Below are 23,766 nucleotides of genomic sequence, written 5' to 3' on the forward strand. Positions count from 1 at the left end.
TCACGATAAATGAGTGATACCAGAGTACCGAGCCGCGTCTTTCCGCGTGCCAAGCAGGATGCCGAGGTCGCCAAGACCAACGTCTCCACCCCGCAGACCGAGAGCCCGGCCTATCGGCTCGCCTTTCAGGACATGGACTTCCTGCTGCGCGAGGATCTCCGCCCGGTCCGCTTCCAGCTCGAACTGCTCAAGACGCAGTTGATCTTCGAGGAAGCGCACATCGGCTCGACGTTCGTCTTCTACGGCTCAGCGCGAATTCCCGAGCCGGCCAAGGCGCAGGCGCTGCTCGACCTCGCCACCGACGAGAAGAGCCGCAAGATCGCGCAGCGTCTGGTCGACAAGAGCAAATATTACGACATGGCGCGCGAGCTGGCGCAGCTCTGCTCGAACTTTCCTCGCGACGAGGCGGGGAAGCGGCATTTCGTGGTCTGTTCGGGCGGCGGTCCTTCGATCATGGAGGCGGCCAATCGTGGCGCGGCGGATGTCCATGCCGAATCGATCGGGCTGAACATCGTCCTGCCGCACGAACAGGCGCCCAACCCCTACGTCACCCCGGCGCTTTCGACGCAATTCCACTATTTTGCGCTGCGCAAGATGCACTTCCTGCTTCACGCGCGCGCGCTGGCCGCGTTCCCGGGCGGGTTCGGGACGTTCGACGAATTGTTCGAGCTGCTGACGCTGATCCAGACCGGCAAGGTCGAGCCGATCCCGGTGCTGCTGTTCGGGCGCGAGTTCTGGGAGCGCGTCATCAACTTCGAGGCGTTGGTCGAGGAAGGCGTGGTGTCGGAGCGCGATCTCGGCATCTTCCGCTATGTCGAAAGCGCGGCGGAAGGCTGGGCGGTGGTCCAGCAATTCTATCGCGATCGGCAGGCGGCGCGCGAGGCGGCGGGGAAGTAGACCGGGAGCCCCTCGCCGCCGCCGTCATCCCCGCGCAGGCGGGGACTCAGCCGCGCAGGTGCTCGCAAGAGTCGCGACGTCAGAAGTTCTGGATTTCCGCCTGCGCGGGAATGACGAAATGATCGCCGCTACGCCGCCGCGGGCTCGTACACGATCTCGGCCGGCTCGCGTTGGGGCAGCGGCGGCATCCCCAGCCGGCGGATGTCGACCGCGGTCAGCCGGTTGAGCACCACCGCGCCGAAGCGCCGGTCGCGCGTTTCGATCACGATCCCGCCGTCGATCTGGCGCAGCATCGGCCATTGCACCTCACGCCCGCGCACCCGCGCGCCGCGCGCGACGACAAGCCCGAGCCGCCCGGTCGCATCGATCGTCAGCGCGGCGCGGCCATCGTCGCCGATCGCGGCATCGAATGCCACGAAGCCGGGCATGGCCTCCGCCACCGCCTCGATCGCCTCATCGATCGTATGGATCAAGCGCTCCGGGCGGCCAAGGCCGAGCAGCGCCGCCAGTCGCACCGGCCTCAGCCCGCGTGCGCAACCGCGTCCATCGCCGGGCGCAGACCACGCAGGTCGTAGCCGGCCTGTACGGCCTTGGCGGTCAATGCCTCCGCATCGTCGCCCTGCGCGGCGCGCGCGAGCGCCCAGAGGTTGCAGGAGCGCGTGCCCGAGCGGCAATAGGCCAGCACCGGCCCGTTCGCCGCCGCCAGCGCGTCGCGCATCGCATCGACCTGCGGGCGCGAAAAGCCGGCATGGGTGATCGGGATCGCGGTATAGGCGAGCCCCGCCGCCTCGGCCGCGACGCGGATCGCGTCGCCATCGGGCTGGCCGGGCTCCTCGCCATCCGGGCGGTTGTTGACGATCGCGACATAACCGGCGGCGGCGATCGCGGGGACATCATCGGGGCTGATCTGCGGAGCGACCGCGATCGTCGGATCGAGAGGGCGAAGCATCGCGCTTCCGTAGCCAATCGCGGCCCGGTCGTCAGCCGGAAACGTCAGCCGTGCGCACGCAACGTGTCGAGGAACGCCTGACCATAAGCGTCGAGCTTGCGCTGCCCGATCCCGGCGATCCGCCCCAGCGCGGCGAGCGAGGTCGGGCGCAGCGCCACCATCTCGCGCAGCGCCGAATCGTGGAAGATGACGTACGGCGGTACGCCCGCCTCCTTGGCCAGTTCGCGACGGGTGGCGCGCAACGCCTCGAACAGCGGATCGTCGACCGGATTGTCCGCCGCTCCGGCGCCACGCCGCCGCCGCTCACGCTTGGGCGGTTCGACCAGCGCCAGCGTCGCCTCACCTTTCAGCAGCGCCCGCGCCGCCGGGCCGAACTCCAGCCCACCGTGCGGATTGGTGCGCAGCGCATCCTTGAGCAGCAGCGCGCGCCCGACCGGCTTGAGCATCGCGACCTCGGTGCCGTCGACGATGTTCCACACCGACAGCGCCTCATGCCCGTTCATCAGGCTGCGCTCGCTCGACTTTCCGGTCAGCACTTCCTCGATGTAGGTCGCGCCGAACATCTGCCCGGTGCGGAACACCGCCGACAGATATTTGCGCGCGGTCTCGGTCGCGTCGATCGCCGCAGGAGGCGACAGGCAATTGTCGCAATTGCCGCACGTCTCGGGCGGATGCTCGCCGAAGTGACGCAGCAGGATCGCGCGGCGGCACCCGGCAGTCTCGACCAAAGCGCCCAGCGCTGCCAGCCGCTGGCGCTCGCCGGGCTGGCGCTGCGGCTCGACCTCGCCGATCCGCTGGCGCGCGCGCGCGAAATCCTCCGCGCCCCAGAACAGATGCGCGACCGCCGGATCGCCATCGCGCCCGGCGCGGCCGGTCTCCTGATAATAGGCCTCGATCGACTTGGGCAGCCCGGCATGCGCGACGAAGCGGACGTCGGGCTTGTCGATCCCCATCCCGAACGCGACCGTCGCGCACATCACCATGTCCTCGGACGCGACGAAATCGGCCTGGTTCTTCGCGCGCACCGCCGGATCGAGCCCGGCGTGGTACGCGCGCACCGGGCGACCGGTGATCTGCGTCAGCTGCGCGGCCATCTTCTCGGTCGCGGCGCGGGTCTGGACGTAGACAATGCCGGGTCCGGGCGTGTCGCGCACGACGTCGGCGATCTGGCGCGTGCTGTTGTCCTTGGGGCGGATCGTATAGCGAATGTTCGGGCGATCGAAGCCGGCGACGATCATCCCCTCGTGCGGGATGCCGAGCTGTTCGAGGATGTCCGCGCGGGTATGCGCGTCGGCAGTCGCGGTCAGCGCGAGCCGCGGCACGTCCGCGAACGTGTCGAGCAGCGGGCGTAACAGGCGATAGTCGGGGCGGAAGTCGTGCCCCCATTCGCTGACGCAATGCGCCTCGTCGATCGCGAACAGCGCCGGCCGGCCGCGCGTCAGCAGATCACGAAAGTCTGCGGTCGAGGCGCGTTCGGGCGCGACGTACAGCAGGTCCAGCTCGCCATCGAGGTAGCGCCCGCGCGTCTCGGCCTTGTTCTCGTCGACGCTGGTCAGCGTCGCGGCGCGTAGGCCGACTGCCGTCGCGGCGCGCAGTTGGTCGTGCATCAGCGCGATCAGCGGGCTGACGACGACGCACGTCCCCTCCAGCATCGCCGAGGGCAGTTGGTAGCAGAGCGACTTGCCCGCACCGGTCGGCATCACCGCCAGCGTCCGCTCACCGGCCAGCACGCGCGTCACCACCTGCTCCTGCACGCCGCGGAACGCAGGAAAGCCGAAGATGCGGTGGAGGTCGGGAAGCGGATCGCGCGCCATGTGCAAGGGCGCACCTAGGCGCGCGGGGCGGCTTCCGCAACCGGGGGTGGGAACGGCGGACGACGCTGGCGCGTAATGCGCGAACCATAAGCTTGCCGAAAGATCGCGATGCGCGTGCGCCCCAATCTGGCCCTGTTCACCTTTGCGGCGGCGACCGCGCTGTCGGCGTGCGAGCGCCGCGCCCCTGACACCGAGAGTCAGGCCGACAAGCCCCGCCCGATCGCGCCCGCCGCCAAGGGCATCGACGCCCCGCCCGAGCTGCCGGCGGCAGCGCGATGAGCGTGGAGCGGGTAAAGGATCAGCGCTCAGAGCAGGAGTTTACGCTCGAGGTGGATGGCCAGCGCGCGGTTGCGGCCTATCAGCTGGAAGGCGCGACGATCGTCTTCACGCACACCGTCGTGCCACCCGAGATCGAGGGTCGCGGTGTCGGCAGCAAGCTGATCCGCGGCGCGCTCGACATCGTGCGCGACCGCGGGCTCAAGGTGGTGCCGCAATGCCCGTTTGTTCGGGCGTATATAGAAAAACACCCCGAGACGCGCGACTTGCTGGCGTAGGCTTCTGTACCCCGGCGAAGGCCGGAGCCCAGTTGGGAAGGCCGGAGTAACGGAGCACGGCGCGCCGTTACGATCGTTCCGTACCTGGACCCCGGCCGTCGCCGGGGTCCAGAAGATCGCGGGTTATTCCGCCGCAACGCGGCTCCCGTCGGCGTTCAGCCCCAGATCGTGGAGCAGCGGCCCGACTTCCGGGTCCTTGCCGTTGAAGGCGCGGAACATCGGCGCATAATCCTCGGTGTGGCCCTTCGACAGGATCATGTCGCGGAAGCGTTGCCCGTTGGCGCGCGTCAGCCCGCCGTGATTCTCGAACCATGCATAAGCGTTCGCGTCGAGCATCTTGGTCCACTGATAGGCGTAATAGCCCGCCGAATAGCCATTCCCCCAGATGTGGAGGAAATAGCTCGACCGGTAGCGCGGCGGCACGTCGTCGGTGTCGAGCCCGGTCGCCGCCAGCGCCTTCGGCTCGAAGACATTGACGTCCTGCCGCCCGGCGCTCGCCGGCAGCGAATGCCAGCTCATGTCCAGCTCCGCCGCCGCCAGCGCCTGCCCGAAGCTGCTGCCGGTGTTGAACGTCGCGGCACGCTTGATCTTGGCGACCAGCGCGGGCGGGATCACCTGCCCCTCGCGATTGACCGCATAATGCGGCAGCACCTTGGGATCGAGCGCCCAATGCTCGTTGAACTGCGACGGGAACTCGACGAAGTCGCGCGCGGTGTTGGTGCCCGATACCGACGGATAGGTCTGGTTCGCGAACAGCCCATGCAGTGCATGGCCGAACTCGTGGAACATCGTCGTCACGTCGTCGAAGGTGATCAGCGCTGGCTGCCCTGCCGCCGGCTTGGTGAAATTGCCGACGTTGTAGATCACCGGCTTGGTGCCGAGCAGCTTCGACTGGTTGACGAAGTTCGACATCCACGCGCCGCCGTTCTTGTTGTCGCGCTTCCAATAGTCGAAATACATCAGCCCGATCGGCGTACCGTTCTCCTCCGACACCTCATAGACCATCACGTCCGGCTGATAGACGGGAATGTCGGTGCGGCGCTTGAAGGTGATGCCGTACAGCTGGTTGGCGGCATAGAAGACGCCGTCGGTCAGCACCTTGTTGATCTCGAAATACGGCTTCAGCTCGTCCTGGTTCAGGTCGTACTTCGCCTTGCGCAGCTTCTCCGAATAGAGATCCCAATCCCACGGCTTGAGCTGGAAGTTGCCGCCCTCGGCCTTGATCTGCTGCTGCAATTCGGCTGCCTCGCGGCGCTGTTCGGCGCCGACCGGCTTGCCGAGCTGCTGCATGAAGCCGAGTGCGGTGGTCGGGTTCTTCGCCATCTGGTCGGACAGCACGTAATCGGCCCAGGTCGCGAAGCCGAGCAGCTTCGCCTTCTGCGCGCGCAACTCGGCGAGCTGGCTGATCGTCGCGCGCGTGTCGTTCGCATCGCCCTTTTCGGCGCGCGTCCAGCTGGCGTTGAACAGCGCCTCGCGCGTCGACCGATCCGTCAGCGAGGCGAGCGCCGGCTGCTCGGTGGTGTTCTGGAGCTTCAGGACGTACTTGCCCGCCAGCCCGCGCTCCTTGGCGGCATCGGCGGCGGCGGCGATCTCCGCCTCTGACAGCCCGGCCAGCTTGGCACGGTCATCGACGACCAGCGCGCCGGCCTTGGCGGCGGCGAGCAGCTTCTGCTGGAACGCCGTCTCCAGCGTGGAGAGCTGCGCGTTGAGCGCGCTCAGCTTCGTCTTGTCGGCGGGCGACAGCTTGGCACCGGCACGGACCATATTTTCATAGGTCAGCGTCAGCACCTGCAATTGCTCGGGCGTCAGTTTCAGCGTCTGCCGCGCGTCGTACAGCGTGCGGACGCGCGCGAAGAGCTGCGGGTTGAGCTGGATCGCGTCCTGATGCGCCGCGAACTTGGGCGCGAGCACCTCCTGCGTCTTCTGGAGCACGTCGTTGGTGTTCGCGCCGTTGACGCCGTAGAAGGCGAGCGCGGCACGCTCCAGCAGCCGGCCCGAACGCTCCAGCGCCGCGATCGTATTGTCGAACGTCGGCATCGAGCGGACGCGGACGATGTTGTTCACCTCGGCGAGCTGCTCGGCCATCCCGGCCTCGAGCGCCGGCTGATAGTCGGTGTCCTTGATCCGGTCGAACGGCGGCGCTTCGAACGGGAGCGTGCTCGGCTTCGCGAACGGATTGGTGGCGGGCAGCGGCGCGGGGGTCTGCGCGGCGGCGGCGATCGGCACGGCGGCAGAGGTCGTCATCGCGGTCAACAGGACGGCGGCGAAGGGCAAACGCATCGGAACTCCTCGGGATCGTAACTTGCGCGCGGTGATGCACCCGCGCGCAGGTTGGGGCAAGATGGCTGCCCTGTTTCCCGCGATGTCAGACCGAGTCCTTCACCTTCTTGCCTGCGACCACCCCCAGCACGAGGAAGATCAGGAACAGCGCCAGCGCGATGAAGAACAGGATCTTGGCGATGCCGACGAACGCGCCGCCGATCCCGCCGAAGCCGAGGGCACCGAGTACGAGCCCGGCGATGAGGAAGATGACGGCGAGTTTCAGCATGACGAGACTCCGTTGATTGTCGTGGCCGGGTGTCAGCCCTTGCGGCTGGCTTCGAACAGGAACCAGGCACGTTCCTCGGCCTGATCGGTCCACTCGTCGACGATCCCGCTGGTGGCATTGTCGCCGGCCTCCTCAGACGCTCGCTTCACCTCGCGAAACTGCTCCACCAGCGTCAAATTGTCGTCGCGCAATTCGGCGAGCATCTCGTCGGCGGGGACGAAATCGCGATCATTGTCCTTGATCGATTGCCGGCGCGAGATGTCGCCGATCGAGCGCAAGGTGGTGCCGCCGGTCTTGCGCACACGCTCGGCGATCGCATCGGTCACGCCGAGGATCTGCGCCGCCTGATCGTCGAGCAGCAGGTGATAGTCGCGGAAGTGCGGCCCGCTGACATGCCAGTGGAAGTTCTTGGTTTTCAGATACAGTGCGTAGCTGTCCGCCAGCGCTGCGTTCAGCGCGTCGGCGACGGTGCGCGTATCGTTGCGCGCCAGACCGGTCGGCGTTTCGAGGGCAGGGTTGGTGTCGGTCACGTAACGCTCCGTACGGATCAGGTATCGGCAGCGAAACGATCGGGGCGGGATTTGGCTCCCGCTTGTGCCCTCAGGCGGCGCGGCGTGGCGCCTCCGCGCGATCGGCGGCGACCGCCTGCCCGAGCAATTGCAGCAGGCGATGCACCGGCACGCCCCGCTCTCCGCGCGCCAGCGCTAGCCGCAACTGATTCGCGGCGTCCATCGCGCCGGGCAGATGATGGTGCCGTGCCAGCGCCTCGATCCGCGCGATGTCGGGTGCGAGCTGCGTCGGGCCGGCACGCCATTCGATCGCGGCGATTCGGCGGGTCAGTTCGGCACGGGCGGTGATGATATCGTCGTTGCTCATGACGGCTGTCTCCTCTTGTCCTCCTTGTAGCGGGCCGCGTGTTACCGTGGGCTTAACCCCACCGATGCTTGACTCCGCGCGCCACATGGGCCAAGCGCCCCAGCCTGACGCGGCGGAGAAGCCTTCGCCGCATTTTTCGTTTTCATTCGCTAGGAACTGGTCATGGCAAAGCCGACCACCGTCAAGATCAAGCTCGTCAGCTCGGCCGATACCGGCTTCTTCTATGTCACCAAGAAGAACCCGCGCACCAAGACCGAGAAGCTGAGCTTCAACAAGTACGACCCCGTCGTGCGCAAGCACGTCGAGTTCAAGGAAGCCAAGATCAAGTGATCGCACGCATCGCGTAGCGATCGTTCGACCATCCCGGCGAACGCCAGGATTCAGGACCGTACGCGATCCGTCTGCTTCGTGCTTGCGAAAGCCGCCCGCGCCTTGCGCCGGTGGCTTTTTCGCGTGACGGGTCAGGTGAGGTCGGTGACGGCGGCCATGAAGCGTGCCAGCGTGATCGGCTTCGACACATAGGCGTCTGCCCCGGCGGCGCGCAGCCGGTCCTCATCCTCGCGCCCGGCATAGGCGGTCACCGCCATCACCGGAATGTGGCGCAGCGCGGCGTCAGCCTTCAACTGGAGCAGCAGTTCGTACCCGGTGACGTGCGGCATCTGGATGTCCATCACCACCAGATCGGGGGCGAAGGCCCGCGCGCGCTCCACCGCCTCGCGCCCGTCACGCACCGGCTCCACGACGAAGCCATGCGCCCGTAGCAGGTCGCTGAACAGCTTCAGATTGAGTTCGTTGTCCTCGACAACGAGCACCCTTTTTGCCACGCGACGACCACTCCCAACAGGGCGAAGATAGATAATGGTGCGCAACGACACAAATGCTGATGATGCCGTGGCACGCGCGCTAGATGCCTTGACCTTTATCCTTAACGATCCATTACGCGCCGGCCGGTTTCTCGACACGACGGGGCTTACACCCGATAACCTGCGGGCATGCCTTGCAGATCCATCCGTGCTCGCGGCGGCGCTCACGTTTCTTGAAGCCTATGAGCCCGATCTGATCGCCTGCGCCGAATCGATCGGGCACAGCCCCGAATCGTTGGTGGCGGCGCGCCATAAGCTGGAGCAGACACAATGACCCGGCCGCTGCTGATCTCCGATTGCGATGAGGTGCTGCTGCACATGGTCCGGCATTTCGCCGACTGGCTGGGAACCGTGCACGAGATCGATTTCACGATCGGCAGCTGGGAACTCGCCAAGAGCATGAAACGCCGCGGCAGTGCCGAACCAATGTCCCGTGAGGAGATGTTCGCTTATCTCGGCGGCTTCTTCCCCGACGAGATGCACCGCCAGACGCTGGTGCCCGGCGCCGGCGAGGCGCTGGCGATGCTGGCGCAGCGCGCCGATATCGTGATCCTCACCAATCTCGAGGATCATTGCCGCACGCATCGCATCGACCAGCTCGCCGGGCACGGAATCGCGCATCGTGTCGAGTGCAATCAGGGCGGCAAGGGCACACCGGTCGCACGGCTGGTCGAGGAATATGGCGCGCCCGTCACGGTCTTCGTCGACGACCTGCCACATCACCACGAATCGGTTGCGGAGCACGCGCCGGGCGTGTGGCGGTTGCACATGGTGTCGGAGCCGCAGCTCGCGCCGGGCGTCCCGCCCTCCCCGCACGCCCATGCGCGGATCGACGATTGGGCGACCGCGCAGGACTGGATCGCGGCCCGCTTCGACGAAGGCAGGCCGGCGGAGGCTTGACCGCGGCGGGGCGCAGGCGGCAAGCAGCGCGACATGACCGACCGCATCGATCGCGCTCTCGAAGAGCTGGGCCTCACGCTGCCGCAGGCCGCCGCCCCCGTTGCCGCTTACGTCCCCGTCGTCGAGACGGGCGGGCTGCTCCACATCTCGGGCCAGTTGCCGTTCAAGGACGGCGCGGTCGTGACCGGGCGGCTCGGCGATGGCGTTTCGCTGGAGGACGGGCAGGATGCGGCGCAGCGCTGCGCGCTGATGCTGGTCGCTCAAATCAAGGCGCATTGTGGCAATCTGAGCCGCGTGACGCGGATCGTGAAGCTGGGCGTGTTCGTCAATTCGACCGCCGACTTCACCGACCAGCCCAAGGTTGCGAACGGCGCGTCGGAACTGATGGTCAAGCTGTTCGGCGATGCCGGCAAGCACGCGCGCTCGGCGGTCGGCGTCCCGGTGCTGCCGCTGGGTGCCGCGGTCGAGGTCGACGCGATCGTGGAAGTCGCCCCGGCCCTTTGATCAAGGGCTTCGCGATCCTATCTCGCGCGCGATGACCTCGCTTACCGCGCGCCTGGTGCCCGGCGTATCCGCCATCCCCGCTGCGCAATGGGATGCGTGCGCCGGCACTGCCAATCCGTTCGTCGGCCACGCCTTTCTTGCGGCGCTCGAAGAATCGGGCAGCGTCGGCGGGCGCAGCGGCTGGCAACCGGTGCCGATCGTCGTCGACGGTGCGGACGGCACCCCGATCGCGGTCGCGCCCGCCTATGCCAAGGGGCACAGCCAGGGCGAGTATGTCTTCGATCACGGCTGGGCAGACGCGTGGGAGCGCGCCGGCGGTCGCTATTATCCGAAATTACAGGTCGCCGCGCCCTTCACCCCCGTCCCCGGTCCGCGGCTGTTGCTGCGCGACCCCGACGCCGCGGCGGCGCTGATCGGCGCGATCGAGGCGGTGGTGGCGCAGCACGATCTGTCCTCGGCGCACGCGACCTTCGTTACCCCTGAGCAACTGCCTTTGTTCGCCGCGGCGGGGTGGCTGGTGCGCGAGGGAACGCAATTCCACTGGCAGAACGACGGTTATGCGACCTTCGACGACTTCCTCGCCGCGCTCGCCAGCCGCAAGCGCAAGGCGATCCGCAAGGAACGCGCCGCCGCGGTCGAGGGGCTGACGATCCGTCACCTGACCGGGTCAGCGATCGGCGAACGCGAATGGGACGCCTTCTGGCATTTCTACCAGGACACCGGCAGCCGCAAATGGGGGCGACCCTATCTCACGCGCAGCTTCTTTCCGCTGCTGGGGCAAGCGCTTGGCGAGCGGGTGCTGCTGATCCTCGCCGAGCGCGACGGCGTTCCGATCGCGGGCGCGCTCAACCTGATCGGCGACGATGCGCTCTACGGTCGCTACTGGGGCGCGACCGAGGAGGTGCCGTTCCTCCACTTCGAGCTATGCTATTATCAGGCGATCGACGCCGCGATCGAACGCGGGCTGGCGCGCGTCGAGGCCGGGGCACAGGGCGAGCACAAGCTGGCGCGCGGTTACACGCCGGTTTCGACCTGGTCGGCGCATTATATCCCCGACCCGAACTTCCGCCGCGCGGTCGCCGACTTTCTCGAACAGGAACGCGTCGCGGTCGAGGGCGAGCAGGCGTTTCTGGGGGAGCTGACGCCGTTCAAGCGGGGGTAGCGCGCTCCCTCCCGGACCGTTCTAATGCGGGAAATGCGCCCTCAACTATCACCATTCGCCCTGAGCTTGTCGAAGGGCGTGTTCCAGGACGCGTGCTTCGACAGGCTCAGCACGAACGGCTGAGAGGGGCGACTGCCCCTCGAACGACTTACCGCGCCTGCTCCGCGCGTAACCGCTCCAGCCGCTCTTCCTCGCGCTCGCGCCGTTCGCGCAGCGCCTCCAGCCGCTCGCGCCGGCGCTTGATCCGCTCGATCAGCCAGCGCGGCACGCCGAGTTCCTCGTCGCTCGCCTCCGGGACGATCGCGTCATGGTCGATGCGGAACAGCACCGAATTGCTCGTCGGCGCGCGCCAGATCGGCACCAGTCCGACCGTGAAGCGGGGATTGTAGACCGGCGGCCGGATCAGCCACACATAATCGAACGCCTCGCGCGGGAAACGGGCGAGCGCGTAATTGGCCGGCCGCCACCATTCCGCCGGGCATTTCACCGAGGTCACGATCTGCGTCGGATCATGCGCGTACGGGCCAGCGGCGGTGTAGCGCGAGGTCAGCAACTGCGCCCCGGCCATCGACCATTGATCGTCGGTGTAGGCCAGCCGCCGCACCAGCGCGATCGCGGGCAGATGCTCCAGCCGCGACATGCGCCACGCATTGTGGCAATTATGCCCGACGAAGCTGATCAGCCGCGCGCCGACCGGGACGTGCGGTAGCGCCGCCAGTTCCTCGTCGTAATCGCGGTCGAATTCGAGATAGCTGATCGTCGTCCCCGCCAGCCGCACGACGAAGAAGGCGAGCCCCAGCGCCGCCAGCACCGCGGCATGGCGGAAGGTTGTGCCGGGTTTTGGTCGGATCGCGATCACCGCCACCGCGATCATGTACGGCGCCATCCGCATGTCGGCATAGGCCGAGCCGAACACGATCCGCGGCAGCACGATATAGACCGCCAGCATGAACAACGCCGATAACCCCAGGTGCCGCGAATAGCCGATCCGCGGGTCGCGCAGCGCCTTGAACAGCACGAGGTAGATCACCGCCATGCTGCCGATGTCGAACCACAACCAGCGGTCGCGCAACGCCATGACGATCCACGCGATCTTGGTGCGCCAATAGAAGAAGTCGGCGGTCTGCCCGGTCACGTCCGCGCCCGATCGCCACGCGATCATCAGCAGCATCGGCAGCGCCAGCGGCGCGCAGCCCAGCCCGGCGCGGATCAGGCTTTCGAACCAATGCCCGCTGCCGGCGTCCTTGCGGCGATCATGCTGGCGGATCAGCTCGCTGGAGAAGGCCAGCACGCCCAGCACGCCCCAGCCAAAGGTGTGCACCACCCACAGGATACACGACAGGGGGACGAACAAGGCGACGCGCAGCCAGATTCGCCCGAGCCGCGCCAGCCGCAGCCAGAGCGCGAACAGGCACAGCGCCAGCCCCATCGACAGCGCGAAGTTCACGAACCCGAACTGTACCGGATAGCCGTAGGCGAGCGGGAGCGCGAACAATGCGGTGGCCGGGATGCGCCCATGCACCTCGCGCGCGATCCACAGCAGCCCGGCGACGGTGAGCACCGGGATCGCGATGACGATCAGCTTTACCGCCGTCTCCAGCCCGACCAGCGGCGCGAGCGGCTCGATCAGCAAATCGACTCCGAGATTGCCGATCAGCGACCATTTGAACGCATACCAGTCCGCCAGCCACGGATGCGCCCCGCGGTCGAGCTGGACGCGGTACCGCCCCATATGGCCGGGCAGGTCGACGATCGGGGGGATATCGGGCCACAGCAGCGGGATCGCCGCCGCCAGCACCGCCGCGATCACGAACCATCGCGTCTGCCACCAGTGAAGCCGGTCTTGCTGCATCGCCGCGCCTTACGGGGCCGACCCGCCTTCCCGCAAGGGGTGGATGACGCGCCAGACCAGCGCGGGGCCACGCACCCGCACCGGGCGCAGCCAGTCGAACCGCTCGCCGCGTTCGAGCCGCGCCCACAGGCCGTCGGGCGCACGATCGCGATAGGCGACCATTTCCTGCATCCCGGGGCAGACCGCGAGATAGTCGGCGCTGGTCGCGACGATCGCCGCCTTCGCCCGGGCTGGCGGGGCGATGAAGCCGGTGATGACCCGCGCCATCGCCGCCGCGTTGCGATGATAGCCGCCTGCGATCGCGCGATGCGGGGTGTCGAGCAGCAACGCCGGGGTTACGTCGATCGGTGCGAACACGATCCCGGGCGGCAGCGCGGCGAGGACGCGCAGGTCGCGGGTGCTGGTGCACGACGGGCGGTGGCTGATCTGCGTCGTCGCTGCCGCATCGTGCGGCATGGCGTGAAGCACGGCGGCGGCAAGCGTACCCGGTGCGGCAAGCGCGAGCACCGCGACGGTGGCCACGATGCGCGGCGTCGGCCGTGTCAGGCCTCGGGCCCGCGTGAGCAACCGCGCGAGCCACGCCGCCGCCGCCGGTGCGGCGAGCGCATTGGCGGTGGCGCCCGCGCGACTGACCGCCAACGCGATCAGCGTCGCGGCGAGCAGCAACAGCGCGAACATCGCCCAGCGCGGGCGCGCTTCACCGGTCGCCACTCGCCACCCCAGGGCCGCACCGATCAGCCCCGCAAACGGCAAGGCCAGCGTCGCCGCCGCCCACGCCGGCTCCTGCTCCCACGCCGGACGCCCTTCGAGCACCGCCAGATACCAGACCCGATAGACGAGCGGCGGCAAGGTCGCGAACGGCCCGGCGAGGCAGCCCGGCGCGAGCATCAGCAGCGTGGCCCCCGCCGCCACCGCCGCTGCGCCAAGCGCAGCCAGTCGCGCGATCGGGCCGAAACGTCCCGCTGCCACCGCGATCGTGACGCCGAGCGCCGCGACACCCAGCACCGCGAGCCACGCCGGGGCGAGCGCATCGCACGCCGGCTGCCAGAAGCCGGGCCCGCGTGTCGCTGCCTGAAGAATGATCGCCCCGCCGGCCAATGCCAGCATCATCGAACGCAGCATCGCCCCGCGCTGTGGCTGCACGACCCAGGCCAGCGCCGCCGCCCCGCAGATCGCCGCCGCGATCGGCAATCCTTCGAGCGAGATCGTCAGCAACGTGGCGAGCGCCGCGCCAGCCAGCAGTCCGCTCCGCCCATCCGGCCGCGCGATCAGGACGCGGGCCGCGACCAGCGCGAACACGATTTGCCAGCCATGATGATCGATCCGCAGCGGCGACAATTGGAAGGTGAGCGGGATCGTGAGCCCCGCCATCAGCATCGCCGGCATCACCAGCGGATCGTCGCCCAGCCGGTGCGCGATCGACGCGATCAGCGCCAGTGCCGCCAGCAACGTCAGCAGCGGCACCATCACCACCGCGACATGCTCGGCCAGCGGCACCCCCAGCAGCGGGCGCAGCAGCACGATCACCGCGGCGAGCGGCAGGTCGACCAGCCGCGACCAGTGCATCGGGAAGTTACCGCCGTTCAGCCGATGCTGCCCGACGTCGAACCAGCCTTGGCCCGCCAGCCAGTCGCGCACCTCGAGCAAGCGCATCGAATCGTCGGCGTCAGGCAGCGTGCGCGAGACGATCGCGCCCCACCCCGCGACCAGCAGCACCAGCGACGTCAGCGCCCAGCCGCCGAGCACGAGGGCGGCATGGCGGCGATCGGGCGACAGCTTACGCCGCCTTCAGCGCGGTCGGCACCTGCCGCAGGCTGGCGAGCGCCGCAGCCTCGCCCGCCCGGTCGCCCTCGTTGCCGCTCTCGTGATATTCGGCATCCTCGTTGACCGCCCACACGTCGTACACGCGCGCGCCGGCCTGGATGTTGCGGACCGTCAGCATCGCGGTCATCATCGCATGATCCTGATTGTTGTAGCGGTGCATCCCGTTGCGACCGACGCAGTGCAGCGTCGCATACCGGCCCTCGATCTCGCGGCGGAGCATGTCGACGTTCTGCGCATAATCCTCGTCATAGACGGGGTAGGCCTTTTCCTGCCGCACCACGACGCCGCCGGTCACCTGCGCCGGGTCGCACAGCCCGAGCGTTGCCATCTCGGCAGTCGCCAGCGCGATCAGCTGCTGGTCGCTTGATGTCCACAGCCCGTCGCCTTCGAAGCAGAAATATTCGAGCCCGACGCAGGCGATTGCGGGATCGGGCACCATTTCCGGCGACCACGAGCGGAAGTTCTGGATGCGGCCGACCTTCACCTTGGGATCGTGAATGTAGATCCAGTTATCCGGGAACAGCTCGGGCGAACGGATCATCAGCGCAACCGTCAGGAAGTCGCGATATTTCAGGTTCGATGCCTCGGGCAGCGAGGCGGGCAGCGGGTGGATGCGGCTCGCCAGCTCGCGCATCGGCGCCGAGGAGATGACATGCGCGGCATTGAGCGCGACCAGACCATCGGCACCGTTGGCGGTGACGGTCCAGCGTCCGGTCGCCTCGCTCAGCCGCAACTGGTGGAGCGCATGGCCCATCAGCACCTGCCCGCCACGCTCGACGATCCGATCGCGCGCTGCATCCCACATCATCCCCGGCCCTAGCCGCGGATAGCGAAAATTCTCCAGCAGCGTCTTGGCCTGCCCGACGCCATCGTTCGGCCGGCGATTAAGGCCGAGCGAACGCTTCATCCCGTCGACCACTGCGCCCCACAGCGACAGCCCCTTGATCCGCTGCGCCGCCCAATCCGCGCTCATCCGGTCGCACGGCATCCCCCACACCTTCTCGGTGTAGGTCTTGAAGAAGATCGAATAGAGCTTCCGCCCGAACGCGTTGACGGTCCAGTCCTCGAAGCTCTTCACGTCACGCTTCGGCAACAGTTTCGCCTTGGCGAAGCTCGCCATGCACAGCGCCGAGCGCACCAGCCCGAGGTTGCCGAGCGCCTCGAACGCGCGCAGCGGATAGCTGTAGAACTTGCCCTCGTAATAGATGCGGCTCATCCGCGGACGCTCGATGAAATCGTCCGGCAGCAGCTCGTTCCAGAGGTCGACGACCTCCTTCGAGCGCGAGAAGAAACGATGGCCACCGATGTCGAAGCGGAATCCCTCATGCTCGACGGTGCGGCTGATCCCGCCGACGTACACGGCGTCCTTTTCGAGGATCGCGACCGAATAGCCGGCCTTGGTCAGCAGATAGCCGGCGGTCAGCCCCGCCGGGCCCGCGCCGATGATCGCTACGTCGACCGTAGTGCCTGACTTCGCCATCACGCCCGTTCCGCTTGCCGTGGATGAGAACGCAATGAAGGAAAGTGGTTGAGGCGCGGTTAACGCCGGATGGTGGCACAGCCCGTCGCTCCTGTTCTATAGCGCGTCGGATGCGTGCTTTTCTTCCTCCCGTGCTGGCCCTCGCGGCTGCGGTCTCGCTGACGCTGCCCGGGGCGGCGGTGGCGCAGAGCACCACCTTCGATCTGGCCGGTCCCACGCTGACGATGCGCGTGACGCGCGGTGGCGTGACCTTGCCCGCCGGGCAGGTGCCGGGCATCCGTGCCGGCGACAAGCTGGAGGTGCGCGCCGATCTGCCCGCCGACCAGTCCGCGCGCTACGTGCTGGTCGTCGCCTTCCTGCGCGGCGCGACCAACCCGCCGCCCAAGGACTGGTTCTTCAAGGCCGAGACTTGGGACAAGAACCCGAAGAAGTCCGGCCTGACGATCACCGTGCCAGAGGGCGCCGGGCAGGCGATCGCCTTCATGGCGCCGGACACCGGCGGCGGGTATAACGCGCTGGTCAAGGCGGTGCGGGGGCGGCCGGGCGTGTTCGTCCGCGCCGCGCAGGATCTGTTCCAGGCCTCGCTCGACCGCGCACGGCTCGAGACGTTCGTGAACGGCGTCGCCCGCATCGAGGAGAGCGCGCCCGAACGGCTGGTGCCGGTGTCGACTGCGCTGGCGGGGACGCTGGCGATCAAGCTGAACGGGGATTGCCTTTCGCGCGCGCGCTCGTTGCAGGCGTCGTGCCTGACGCAGAACCGCGACGGCATGGTGCTCCAGACCGGCGGGGGCACGACGCTCGCCGAGGTACTGGGCGGCACGACGACGCAGTTCGCCTACAGCCTCGCCGCCACCAAAGAGGGCGGCGCGGGGCTCTACAGCCCGTACATCTCACTCGCGCGCGACTTCGCGCGACTGTTCGGCGTGTTCCGCAGCGCGAGCTATCAATATGCCCCCGCGCTGGCGGTCGGGTCCGGCGAGCGATTGCGGTTGCAGCTCAACAACCCGCCGTCGTTCCAGAACCCGCAGACCGTGCTGGTCGCGCCGCTGCCGCCGATCGGCAACGCGGCGCCGCCGCCGCTGCGCGCCGCCGCCAAGGACGCGGTGTGCCTCGCGCAGCCCGGCCTCGTGCTGCGGCTGGACGATGCGCCGCTACTGTTCGCGACCGATTTCGCACGCGACCTGCGGCTGAAGCTGGGCTTGCAGGACGGGCGCAGCGTCGAACTGCCCGTCACCGCCGATGCCGAGCGTGGCGGGCTGGTCGTGGCGGACGCGCAGAAGCTGGGGCAGGCCGGCATCAGCGATGCGGCACTGGTCGGACGCTGGGGATTCGATACGTTCACCGGGCCGCGCTTTCCGGTGCAGAACGGCGCACCGACCGCGTGGCAGCCCAAACCCGACGACGCCGTGGTGGTCGGCCGCGATGCGCCGCTGACGCTGCAAGGCGGCGCGGCGTCGTGCGTCGAGCAGGTCGCGCTGCGCGATCGCGGCGGGGCGACGCGGCCGGTCGAGTGGAAGGCGAGCGCGGGGGACGAAATCACCGCCACGCTCCCGCTCGCGCGCACCCGGCCGGGTGAGCTGACCTTGCTGGTCGCGCAATATGGCGCGGCGCAGCCCGCGCAGCTGACGCTCAAGGGACAGACCGAGGCGAGCCGGCTGGAGGGCTTCACGCTCTACACCGGCGACAAGGAAGGCCGACTGGTCGGCGCGCGGCTCGATCAGGTCGCGAAGCTCGACGTGGCCGGCGTGACCTTCGTCGCGGGCGCGCTGACCCGCGACCCCGGCGGCGGCGACCGGCTGGCGCTGACCACCGACGCGAATACCGAAACGCTGGCACAGGGGGCGAGCGACGCGAAGGTGACGCTGAAGGACGGGCGCACCACGACGGTGCGCGCGACGATCACCCCGCCGCGCCCGCGGCTGGAGCTGGTCGGTGCCCATGTCGACGCCCCAGCCGCCGCGGCGAAGCTGCCGCTGGCGCTCCCCGCCGGACTGCTCGCGCCCGATGCGACGCTGACCTTTTCGGTGCGCGCGATCGGCACGCGGCTCACCAACGACGACGCGATCGAGGTCGCGACCGCCGACGACGCGGCGACCACCAGGCTGACCGTCGCCTCGGGCAAGCTGCAATCCCTGGGCGGCGATGTCGCGGTCGGCACGTTCGCGCCGCGACAGGCGCTCGGCGCGGCGGCGGTCGGCGCGCTCAGGATGCGGCTGGTACAGGGCGAGACGCTCGGCGAGTGGCAGCCACTGGCACGCGTCGTCCGCCTGCCGATGCTGACGAAGGTGTCGTGCGGCGACAAGGAGTGCGCGATCGAGGGCGACGACCTGTTCCTGATCTCTGCGGTGGCAGGCAGCGCCGACGGCGCGGGCGCGGTGGCGGTGCCGGTCGGGTTCGTCGGCACGTCGCTGTCGGCGCCACGACCCGCTGGCGATGCCTTGTACCTCAAGCTACACGATGCGCCGGACGATTGGGTGAAGATCGCCGTCGCATCGGCGCGCAAGGACTAACATCAGTCACGCCGTGGCGCGGCAAGGCAGGTGCGCGGGCCGCCGTGCCTCGTGCCGCGCTACGCAAGTTCCGACTTGCCGGTGGGTTCGATCAACCGCTGACGGATGAGCCTGCCCGTGCGTCGGTGTTGACCGGAGCGAACGGAGAGCCTTCATCAGCCATGAGCGAAGCGGTGCGCGCCTCGCCATGCCGTGCTGGCAGCCGAATTCCACCATCGCGACTGAGGGTGGCGAGATCAGTCCCCCGTCACGCGCCCTTCGTCATCCTTGAGCTTTTCCGCCACACGCCGCGCACGCACCTCATCAATGATGTCGATGAGTTCGTGGATGAGATAAATGCCCTGCATCGTCTTGGGGTCGTTCTCGTCCTCGGCCTCGGAAAAGATCGCTTTCATGCGGGCCGCGATATCGAGTGCCTTGGCGTAACGATCTTCCCCGACCTTGTCCCGGACCTTCCCAAATCCCTCGATCAGCGCGTAGAATTCAGAATCAATATTTTTTCGAGGAAAGTATCCTGTGTCATCTTTAAAGTTTGGCGCATCTCCCATCATCGGCACGACCTGATCCATAAGCTCGCTTAGGGTTTCGGGGACGTACGGCTTATAGCTATTCATTTTCCTGCCTCCGGCCTATTAATGATGTAACTGCTTCCTCGCCCCAACTGCCGAGGCCTGACAACGACAACAAGCTGTGGACGGAAGTCCGCATTGAAGAAGCCGCGTATTTGAGGGCTTTTTAGCGACTTAGGAGAAAGGGTCACATCGTAGGCGACATCGCCAACTCTGGCATCGGGAATCCTATATGAGGATTCGGGCGTTGATGTATCATACTCTCGGCGGTTTACCCGCACCTGCTTACTCACCTCTTTTATCTTGTAATCCTCATATATAGATCTTAATCCCCTTCGAACCTCCTTGTCGACGAAGCGGCCAATCGCCTGTTCCTTTGATAAATGCCCTCTCAGTGCGCCAGCGTCGTAGAGGCGGACCGCCTTGCTGTACGCTTTGTCCGCCAAACCTTGCATTGCACGCATTGTCTCGACTTGCATGGGCCGCAGATCGCCTTTAATCCTAGAAAAAGCTGCAGCGCGCTGCATGCGCAAATCATTCAGTTGATTTTTCTGCCCTTCCCATGTCGTTGGGAAACCAAGCGACTGAAACGTCCAATGGGGATCGAGCGCCTTGATCTGCGAAATGAGATACGCGCTTCGCTCCTGCGTCGTCTTAGCCATGTCCTCGTTCGCGGGCGCGGCGATACCAAACGCATTATCCAGCAGCGAGATAACCGCGCCGCCGGGCGCGTCGCGCAGACCGGGAAACGTCTGTTCGAGCGTCATCGGGTCTTCAAAAGCGCGACTATTGCTGCGAACCGTCGCTCTCGGGGGCACAAATTGCGTGTTCTGGAAAGCACCCGCGTCACGATCTGGACGATAGACCGCATCGATGACCGCTTCTTGATTATTGGTATCAGCCGATTGCTCGACCGAAGCGTCACGCCACTCGCTCTTAGAGAGTTGCCGCGAAGCCGGCGCTGCAACGCGACGCGCTGTTACACCTCGATCCGGTAAAGCAGTCCCGCCCGGCCCTGAGGTGAACTGCCCATTTCGCGGATCGTGATACGGATTGAACTTGAGTTCGATGCCGTCCGCGGTTCGTGTCGGACGTCGCCCCGTCCGGAGCCACACCGAGAAGTCGCCGTCGACGGTCGACGCTAGTGACGAGGTTCATCATGCTTCGCCCCCACGCTTGCGTGAGAACATACACGGAACAGGATGCAGAAAGTCAATAAAAGGGCCGGCCCTTCATGTTTAAGAGCCGGCCCCGATAATAACCAGGAAGTATAGTCGTGGGATTAGAGTACCTTACCGGTCGCGCCGCCCCAACAACCGCAGCCGCAATGCGTTGAGCTTGATGAAGCCCGCCGCGTCGCGCTGGTCGTAGGCGCCCTGATCGTCCTCGAAGGTCACGACCTTTTCCGAATAGAGCGAGTTCGGCGACTTGCGCCCCGTGACATGCGCCGCGCCCTTGTAGAGCTTGAGCCGGACGGTGCCCGCCACCTTCTCCTGCGAATGGTCGACCGCCGCCTGCAGCATCTCGCGCTCGGGCGAGAACCAGAAGCCGTTGTAGACCAGCTCGGCATAACGAGGCGCGAGTTCGTCCTTGAGGTGCGCCGCGCCGCGGTCGAGCGTCAGTTGCTCGATCGCGCGGTGCGCGAGCGCGTAGATCGTCCCGCCCGGCGTCTCGTACATGCCGCGGCTCTTCATCCCGACGAAGCGGTTCTCGACCAGGTCGAGCCGGCCGATGCCGTGCTTGCGCCCCAGTTCGTTGAGCTTGGCGAGCAGCGCGGCGGGCGACAGCGCCTCGCCGTTGACCGCGACGCCATCGCCGCGCTCGAAATCGATCGTGATCGTCTCCGCCTGATCGGGCGCATCCTCCGGGCTGACGGTGCGCGAGAAGACATATTCGGGCACCTCGTCCCACGGATCTTCCAGCACCTTGCCCTCCGAAGAGGTGTGCAGCAGGTTCGCGTCGGTCGAGAACGGGGCCTCGCCGCGCTTGTCCTTGCTGACCGGGATCTGGTGCGATTCGGCGAACTCGATCAGCCGGGTGCGGCTGGTCAGGTCCCACTCGCGCCACGGCGCGATCACCTTGATGTCCGGGTTGAGCGCGTAATAGCCCAGCTCAAAGCGGACCTGATCGTTGCCCTTGCCGGTCGCGCCGTGGCTGACCGCGTCGGCGTTGACCAGCTTGGCGATCTCGATCTGGCGCTTGGCGATTAGCGGCCGCGCGATCGAGGTGCCGAGCAGATACAGCCCCTCGTACAATGCGTTGGCGCGCATCATCGGGAAGACGTAATCCTTCACGAACTCTTCGCGCAGATCGTCGATGAAGATATGCTCGGGCTTGATCCCCATCAGCTCGGCCTTGGCGCGCGCCGGCTCCAGTTCCTCACCCTGCCCCAGATCGGCGGTGAAGGTGACCACCTCGCAGCCATATTCGGTCTGCAGCCATTTCAGGATCACGCTGGTATCCAGCCCTCCCGAATAGGCAAGTACGACGCGCTTGATCTGATCGGTCATGGGCAAGGCTCCTTCTTGCGCGCGCCGCTACGCGCTCGCGTGCGCAAGGGCAACCGTCTTGCCGACCCGGCGCGCGCCGTTCAGCGCGGGTAAAAGCGGCGCGCGGCACGGAGACGGCATGAAGCATCATGTCACCCTTGCCGCCGCGCTCGTCGCCCTGCTGTCGCTCCCGGCGCTGACCGTCACCGCGCTCGGCCAGGAAACGCGCGCTTCCGCCACTGCCAAGCTCGACAAGGAATTCGCCGCGTCGGACGCGAACAAGGACGGCTTCCTCTCGCCCGCCGAGATCGAGGCGCGGATGGGCAGGATGAAGGTCGGCGCGGGCAAGACGCTCGACCCCACCCACGCGAAGCGCGTCGCGGCGCTGTTCCTGGCGCGTGCCGACACCAACAAGGACGGCAAGGTCAGCAAGGCCGAGTCGGCAGCGCTGATGGGCGCGGTGTTCAGCGCCTATGACACCAACCGAGACGGCAAGGTCGACGCCACCGAAGCCGCCCGCGCTCGCGCGGCGGCGAAGGGTGCGGCGCAGGCGAAGGCGGCACCGAAGCGGTAGGCCCACTCGTCATTCCCGCGCAGGCGGGAATCCAGAACCTCTGACGCCTGTGGCTGTCACGGCGACCTGCGCGTCTGGATCCCCACCTGCGCGGGGATGACAGAGGAGATGAGGATGACGGTCAACCCTCTCGCAACCGCCGCTCTTCCTCGAACATGTAATCGCGCGTCAGCGGCAGCGCGAGGCGGTCGCGGCTGAACTGGATCTGGTAATTGACCAGCGGGCCATTGGTGAACGAGACGATCGCGCCCGCCAGATAATAGGTCCACATCCGGAAGAAGCGTTCGTCATACAGCGCAACGATCTGGTCGTGCGCCGCCACCGTCCGCACGTACCAGTCGCGCAGCGTCATCGCATAATGCATCCGCAGCACCTCGATATCGGTGACGAACCAGCGGATATATTCATTGGCCTTCAGCACCTCGGATAGCGCCGGGATATAACCGCCGGGGAAAATGTACTTGTCGGTGAACTTGTCGGTGAAATTCGGTCCGTCGCCGCGTCCGATCGTGTGGAGCAGCATCACGCCGTCCGGCGTCAGCAGGTCGCGGCACTTGTTCAGGTACGTGCGGAAGTTGCGCACCCCGACATGCTCGAACATGCCCACCGAGACGATCCGGTCGAACGGCCCCTCCAGCGCGCGATAGTCGATCAGCTCGAAGCGCACCTTGTCGGCCACCCCCGCCTCCTCGGCGCGGCGCTTGGCGACCTTGAGCTGCTCCTCGGACAGCGTGATCCCCAGCACCTCGGCACCAGTCTTGGCATGGATGTACAACGCCATCCCGCCCCAGCCGCAACCGATGTCGAGCACGCGCATCCCCGGCTTGATCGCCAGCTTGGCGACGATATGCGCCTTCTTGTCGGCCTGCGCCTGCTCCAGCGGATTGGCCGGATCGGTATAATAGGCGCAGCTGTACTGCTTATCGACGTCAAGGAAGAGGTCGTACAGCCGGTCGGACAGGTCGTAGTGATGCGCGACGTTGCGCTTCGATTGCAGCGCCTTGTTCGCGGTCAGGAAGCGGTGGCGGATCTGCCCGCCCAGCCGCCGCAGCGGACTGGCGGCGAGTTTGTTGCTGCCATTCTCCCAACGGCTGTTGCTGGTGGCGAGCATCAACAGGTCGAGGATATCGCCTTCCTCGACGATCAGCCGCCCGTCCATGAACGCCTCGGCGACGCCCAGCGCGGGATCGGCAGCGATCTCGCGATACACTTTGGCGTCGGTGATGCGGAACGACACCGGCTTCAGCGCGGGGTCGTCCTGTCCGAAGGTCGAAACCGATCCGTCAGGCTTGGTGAGGGTGAGGCGACCGCGCTGGATTGCGCGGCGGAGGAAAACGTCGATCAGTGCCATGAGCGCCTGCTAAACCCAGCATTGGGCGATGCGCAACCGGGGAGGCATTG

At 67.0% G+C, this 23,766-nt stretch carries 25 protein-coding genes; 10 read left to right on the forward strand and 15 right to left on the reverse strand.

Going from position 1 to position 23,766, the window contains the following annotated elements; translation table 11 throughout:
- Positions 1-9 precede the first annotated feature (9 nt).
- On the forward strand, positions 10-897 hold the full coding sequence (locus ACI2JO_RS07040) for an LOG family protein (RefSeq protein ID WP_404719978.1): 888 nt from the start codon (positions 10-12) through the stop codon (positions 895-897).
- 128 nt (positions 898-1,025) lie between these two features.
- On the opposite strand, the gene ACI2JO_RS07045 is transcribed toward ACI2JO_RS07040, so the two are convergent.
- The 3 genes from ACI2JO_RS07045 to recQ are packed head-to-tail and all read right to left on the reverse strand — an operon-like array spanning position 1,026 to position 3,660.
- On the reverse strand, positions 1,026-1,412 hold the full coding sequence (locus ACI2JO_RS07045) for a hypothetical protein (RefSeq protein WP_404719979.1): 387 nt from the start codon (positions 1,410-1,412) through the stop codon (positions 1,026-1,028).
- Positions 1,413-1,417: 5 nt separating this feature from the next.
- Positions 1,418-1,846 (reverse strand): TIGR01244 family sulfur transferase, encoded by a 429-nt coding sequence (locus ACI2JO_RS07050; protein WP_404719980.1) that lies wholly within the window; start codon positions 1,844-1,846, stop codon positions 1,418-1,420.
- A 44-nt stretch (positions 1,847-1,890) separates the two neighbouring features.
- A complete protein-coding gene (gene recQ, locus ACI2JO_RS07055) occupies positions 1,891-3,660 on the reverse strand; it encodes a DNA helicase RecQ (protein WP_404719981.1) in 1,770 nt (589 codons plus the stop codon).
- Positions 3,661-3,768: 108 nt separating this feature from the next.
- On the opposite strand from recQ, the gene ACI2JO_RS07060 reads away from it, so the two are divergent.
- A complete protein-coding gene (locus tag ACI2JO_RS07060) occupies positions 3,769-3,939 on the forward strand; it encodes a hypothetical protein (RefSeq protein WP_404719982.1) in 171 nt (56 codons plus the stop codon).
- Positions 3,936-4,214: a GNAT family N-acetyltransferase gene (locus ACI2JO_RS07065; RefSeq protein ID WP_404719983.1), complete on the forward strand. Its 279-nt coding sequence runs from the start codon at positions 3,936-3,938 to the stop codon at positions 4,212-4,214. Before ACI2JO_RS07060 ends, ACI2JO_RS07065 begins: the two co-directional genes overlap by 4 nt.
- A gap of 123 nt (positions 4,215-4,337) precedes the next feature.
- Here the strand turns inward: ACI2JO_RS07065 and ACI2JO_RS07070 are convergent, their stop codons facing one another.
- The 4 genes from ACI2JO_RS07070 to ACI2JO_RS07085 all read right to left on the reverse strand — a co-directional run bounded on the left by ACI2JO_RS07070 (position 4,338) and on the right by ACI2JO_RS07085 (position 7,638).
- Positions 4,338-6,494, reverse strand: coding sequence for a M3 family metallopeptidase (locus ACI2JO_RS07070; protein ID WP_404719984.1), 2,157 nt, complete (start codon positions 6,492-6,494; stop codon positions 4,338-4,340).
- An 85-nt stretch (positions 6,495-6,579) separates the two neighbouring features.
- A complete protein-coding gene (locus ACI2JO_RS07075; RefSeq protein WP_159753689.1) occupies positions 6,580-6,762 on the reverse strand; it encodes a DUF1328 family protein in 183 nt (60 codons plus the stop codon).
- Between the two features lie 32 nt (positions 6,763-6,794).
- Entirely contained in the window at positions 6,795-7,292 is a 498-nt protein-coding gene (locus tag ACI2JO_RS07080; protein ID WP_404719985.1) for a Dps family protein, read from the reverse strand.
- A gap of 70 nt (positions 7,293-7,362) precedes the next feature.
- Positions 7,363-7,638 carry a hypothetical protein gene (locus ACI2JO_RS07085; RefSeq protein ID WP_404719986.1) on the reverse strand — a complete coding sequence of 92 codons (276 nt, stop codon included), beginning with the start codon at positions 7,636-7,638 and terminating at the stop codon, positions 7,363-7,365.
- Positions 7,639-7,800: 162 nt separating this feature from the next.
- On the opposite strand from ACI2JO_RS07085, the gene rpmG reads away from it, so the two are divergent.
- Entirely contained in the window at positions 7,801-7,968 is a 168-nt protein-coding gene (gene rpmG / locus ACI2JO_RS07090; protein WP_007407030.1) for a 50S ribosomal protein L33, read from the forward strand.
- Between the two features lie 131 nt (positions 7,969-8,099).
- Here the strand turns inward: rpmG and ACI2JO_RS07095 are convergent, their stop codons facing one another.
- Positions 8,100-8,462, reverse strand: coding sequence for a response regulator (locus tag ACI2JO_RS07095; RefSeq protein WP_404719987.1), 363 nt, complete (start codon positions 8,460-8,462; stop codon positions 8,100-8,102).
- A 34-nt stretch (positions 8,463-8,496) separates the two neighbouring features.
- Here ACI2JO_RS07095 and ACI2JO_RS07100 point away from each other — a divergent pair, with 34 nt between their 5' ends.
- Genes ACI2JO_RS07100 through ACI2JO_RS07115 form a run of 4 tightly spaced genes read left to right on the forward strand, consistent with a single transcriptional unit; the run spans position 8,497 to position 11,067 of the window.
- Positions 8,497-8,775 (forward strand): DUF3572 domain-containing protein, encoded by a 279-nt coding sequence (locus tag ACI2JO_RS07100; protein ID WP_404719988.1) that lies wholly within the window; start codon positions 8,497-8,499, stop codon positions 8,773-8,775.
- Entirely contained in the window at positions 8,772-9,401 is a 630-nt protein-coding gene (locus ACI2JO_RS07105) for an HAD family hydrolase (RefSeq protein ID WP_404719989.1), read from the forward strand. The genes ACI2JO_RS07100 and ACI2JO_RS07105 overlap by 4 nt, the downstream gene beginning before the upstream one ends.
- 33 nt (positions 9,402-9,434) lie before the next feature.
- Positions 9,435-9,905, forward strand: coding sequence for a RidA family protein (locus ACI2JO_RS07110; protein WP_404719990.1), 471 nt, complete (start codon positions 9,435-9,437; stop codon positions 9,903-9,905).
- A gap of 31 nt (positions 9,906-9,936) precedes the next feature.
- A complete protein-coding gene (locus ACI2JO_RS07115; protein WP_404719991.1) occupies positions 9,937-11,067 on the forward strand; it encodes a GNAT family N-acetyltransferase in 1,131 nt (376 codons plus the stop codon).
- A gap of 148 nt (positions 11,068-11,215) precedes the next feature.
- Here the strand turns inward: ACI2JO_RS07115 and ACI2JO_RS07120 are convergent, their stop codons facing one another.
- From ACI2JO_RS07120 to ACI2JO_RS07130, 3 genes are read right to left on the reverse strand one after another with little or no spacing between them, the layout of a single operon-like run.
- Positions 11,216-12,919 carry a hypothetical protein gene (locus tag ACI2JO_RS07120; protein ID WP_404719992.1) on the reverse strand — a complete coding sequence of 568 codons (1,704 nt, stop codon included), beginning with the start codon at positions 12,917-12,919 and terminating at the stop codon, positions 11,216-11,218.
- A 9-nt stretch (positions 12,920-12,928) separates the two neighbouring features.
- Positions 12,929-14,665 (reverse strand): hypothetical protein, encoded by a 1,737-nt coding sequence (locus tag ACI2JO_RS07125; RefSeq protein WP_404719993.1) that lies wholly within the window; start codon positions 14,663-14,665, stop codon positions 12,929-12,931.
- A gap of 31 nt (positions 14,666-14,696) precedes the next feature.
- The gene (locus tag ACI2JO_RS07130; RefSeq protein ID WP_404719994.1) at positions 14,697-16,223 is read right to left on the reverse strand and encodes an NAD(P)/FAD-dependent oxidoreductase; all 1,527 of its coding nucleotides are present in this window, start codon (positions 16,221-16,223) and stop codon (positions 14,697-14,699) included.
- 110 nt (positions 16,224-16,333) lie between these two features.
- On the opposite strand from ACI2JO_RS07130, the gene ACI2JO_RS07135 reads away from it, so the two are divergent.
- On the forward strand, positions 16,334-18,733 hold the full coding sequence (locus ACI2JO_RS07135; protein ID WP_404719995.1) for a hypothetical protein: 2,400 nt from the start codon (positions 16,334-16,336) through the stop codon (positions 18,731-18,733).
- Between the two features lie 236 nt (positions 18,734-18,969).
- On the opposite strand, the gene ACI2JO_RS07140 is transcribed toward ACI2JO_RS07135, so the two are convergent.
- From ACI2JO_RS07140 to ACI2JO_RS07150, 3 genes are all read right to left on the reverse strand, one after another.
- Positions 18,970-19,302, reverse strand: a complete 333-nt coding sequence (locus ACI2JO_RS07140) for a hypothetical protein (protein WP_404719996.1) — start codon at positions 19,300-19,302, stop codon at positions 18,970-18,972.
- Between the two features lie 41 nt (positions 19,303-19,343).
- Positions 19,344-20,417 (reverse strand): hypothetical protein, encoded by a 1,074-nt coding sequence (locus ACI2JO_RS07145; RefSeq protein WP_404719997.1) that lies wholly within the window; start codon positions 20,415-20,417, stop codon positions 19,344-19,346.
- A gap of 177 nt (positions 20,418-20,594) precedes the next feature.
- Positions 20,595-21,812: an argininosuccinate synthase gene (locus tag ACI2JO_RS07150; RefSeq protein ID WP_184507223.1), complete on the reverse strand. Its 1,218-nt coding sequence runs from the start codon at positions 21,810-21,812 to the stop codon at positions 20,595-20,597.
- 118 nt (positions 21,813-21,930) lie between these two features.
- Here ACI2JO_RS07150 and ACI2JO_RS07155 point away from each other — a divergent pair, with 118 nt between their 5' ends.
- On the forward strand, positions 21,931-22,365 hold the full coding sequence (locus ACI2JO_RS07155; RefSeq protein ID WP_404719998.1) for an EF-hand domain-containing protein: 435 nt from the start codon (positions 21,931-21,933) through the stop codon (positions 22,363-22,365).
- A gap of 121 nt (positions 22,366-22,486) precedes the next feature.
- Here the strand turns inward: ACI2JO_RS07155 and ACI2JO_RS07160 are convergent, their stop codons facing one another.
- On the reverse strand, positions 22,487-23,716 hold the full coding sequence (locus ACI2JO_RS07160; protein WP_404719999.1) for a class I SAM-dependent methyltransferase: 1,230 nt from the start codon (positions 23,714-23,716) through the stop codon (positions 22,487-22,489).
- Positions 23,717-23,766 lie beyond the last annotated feature (50 nt).

Source organism: Sphingomonas sp. NPDC079357 (assembly GCF_044901155.1).
Taxonomy (GTDB): Bacteria; Pseudomonadota; Alphaproteobacteria; order Sphingomonadales; family Sphingomonadaceae; genus Sphingomonas.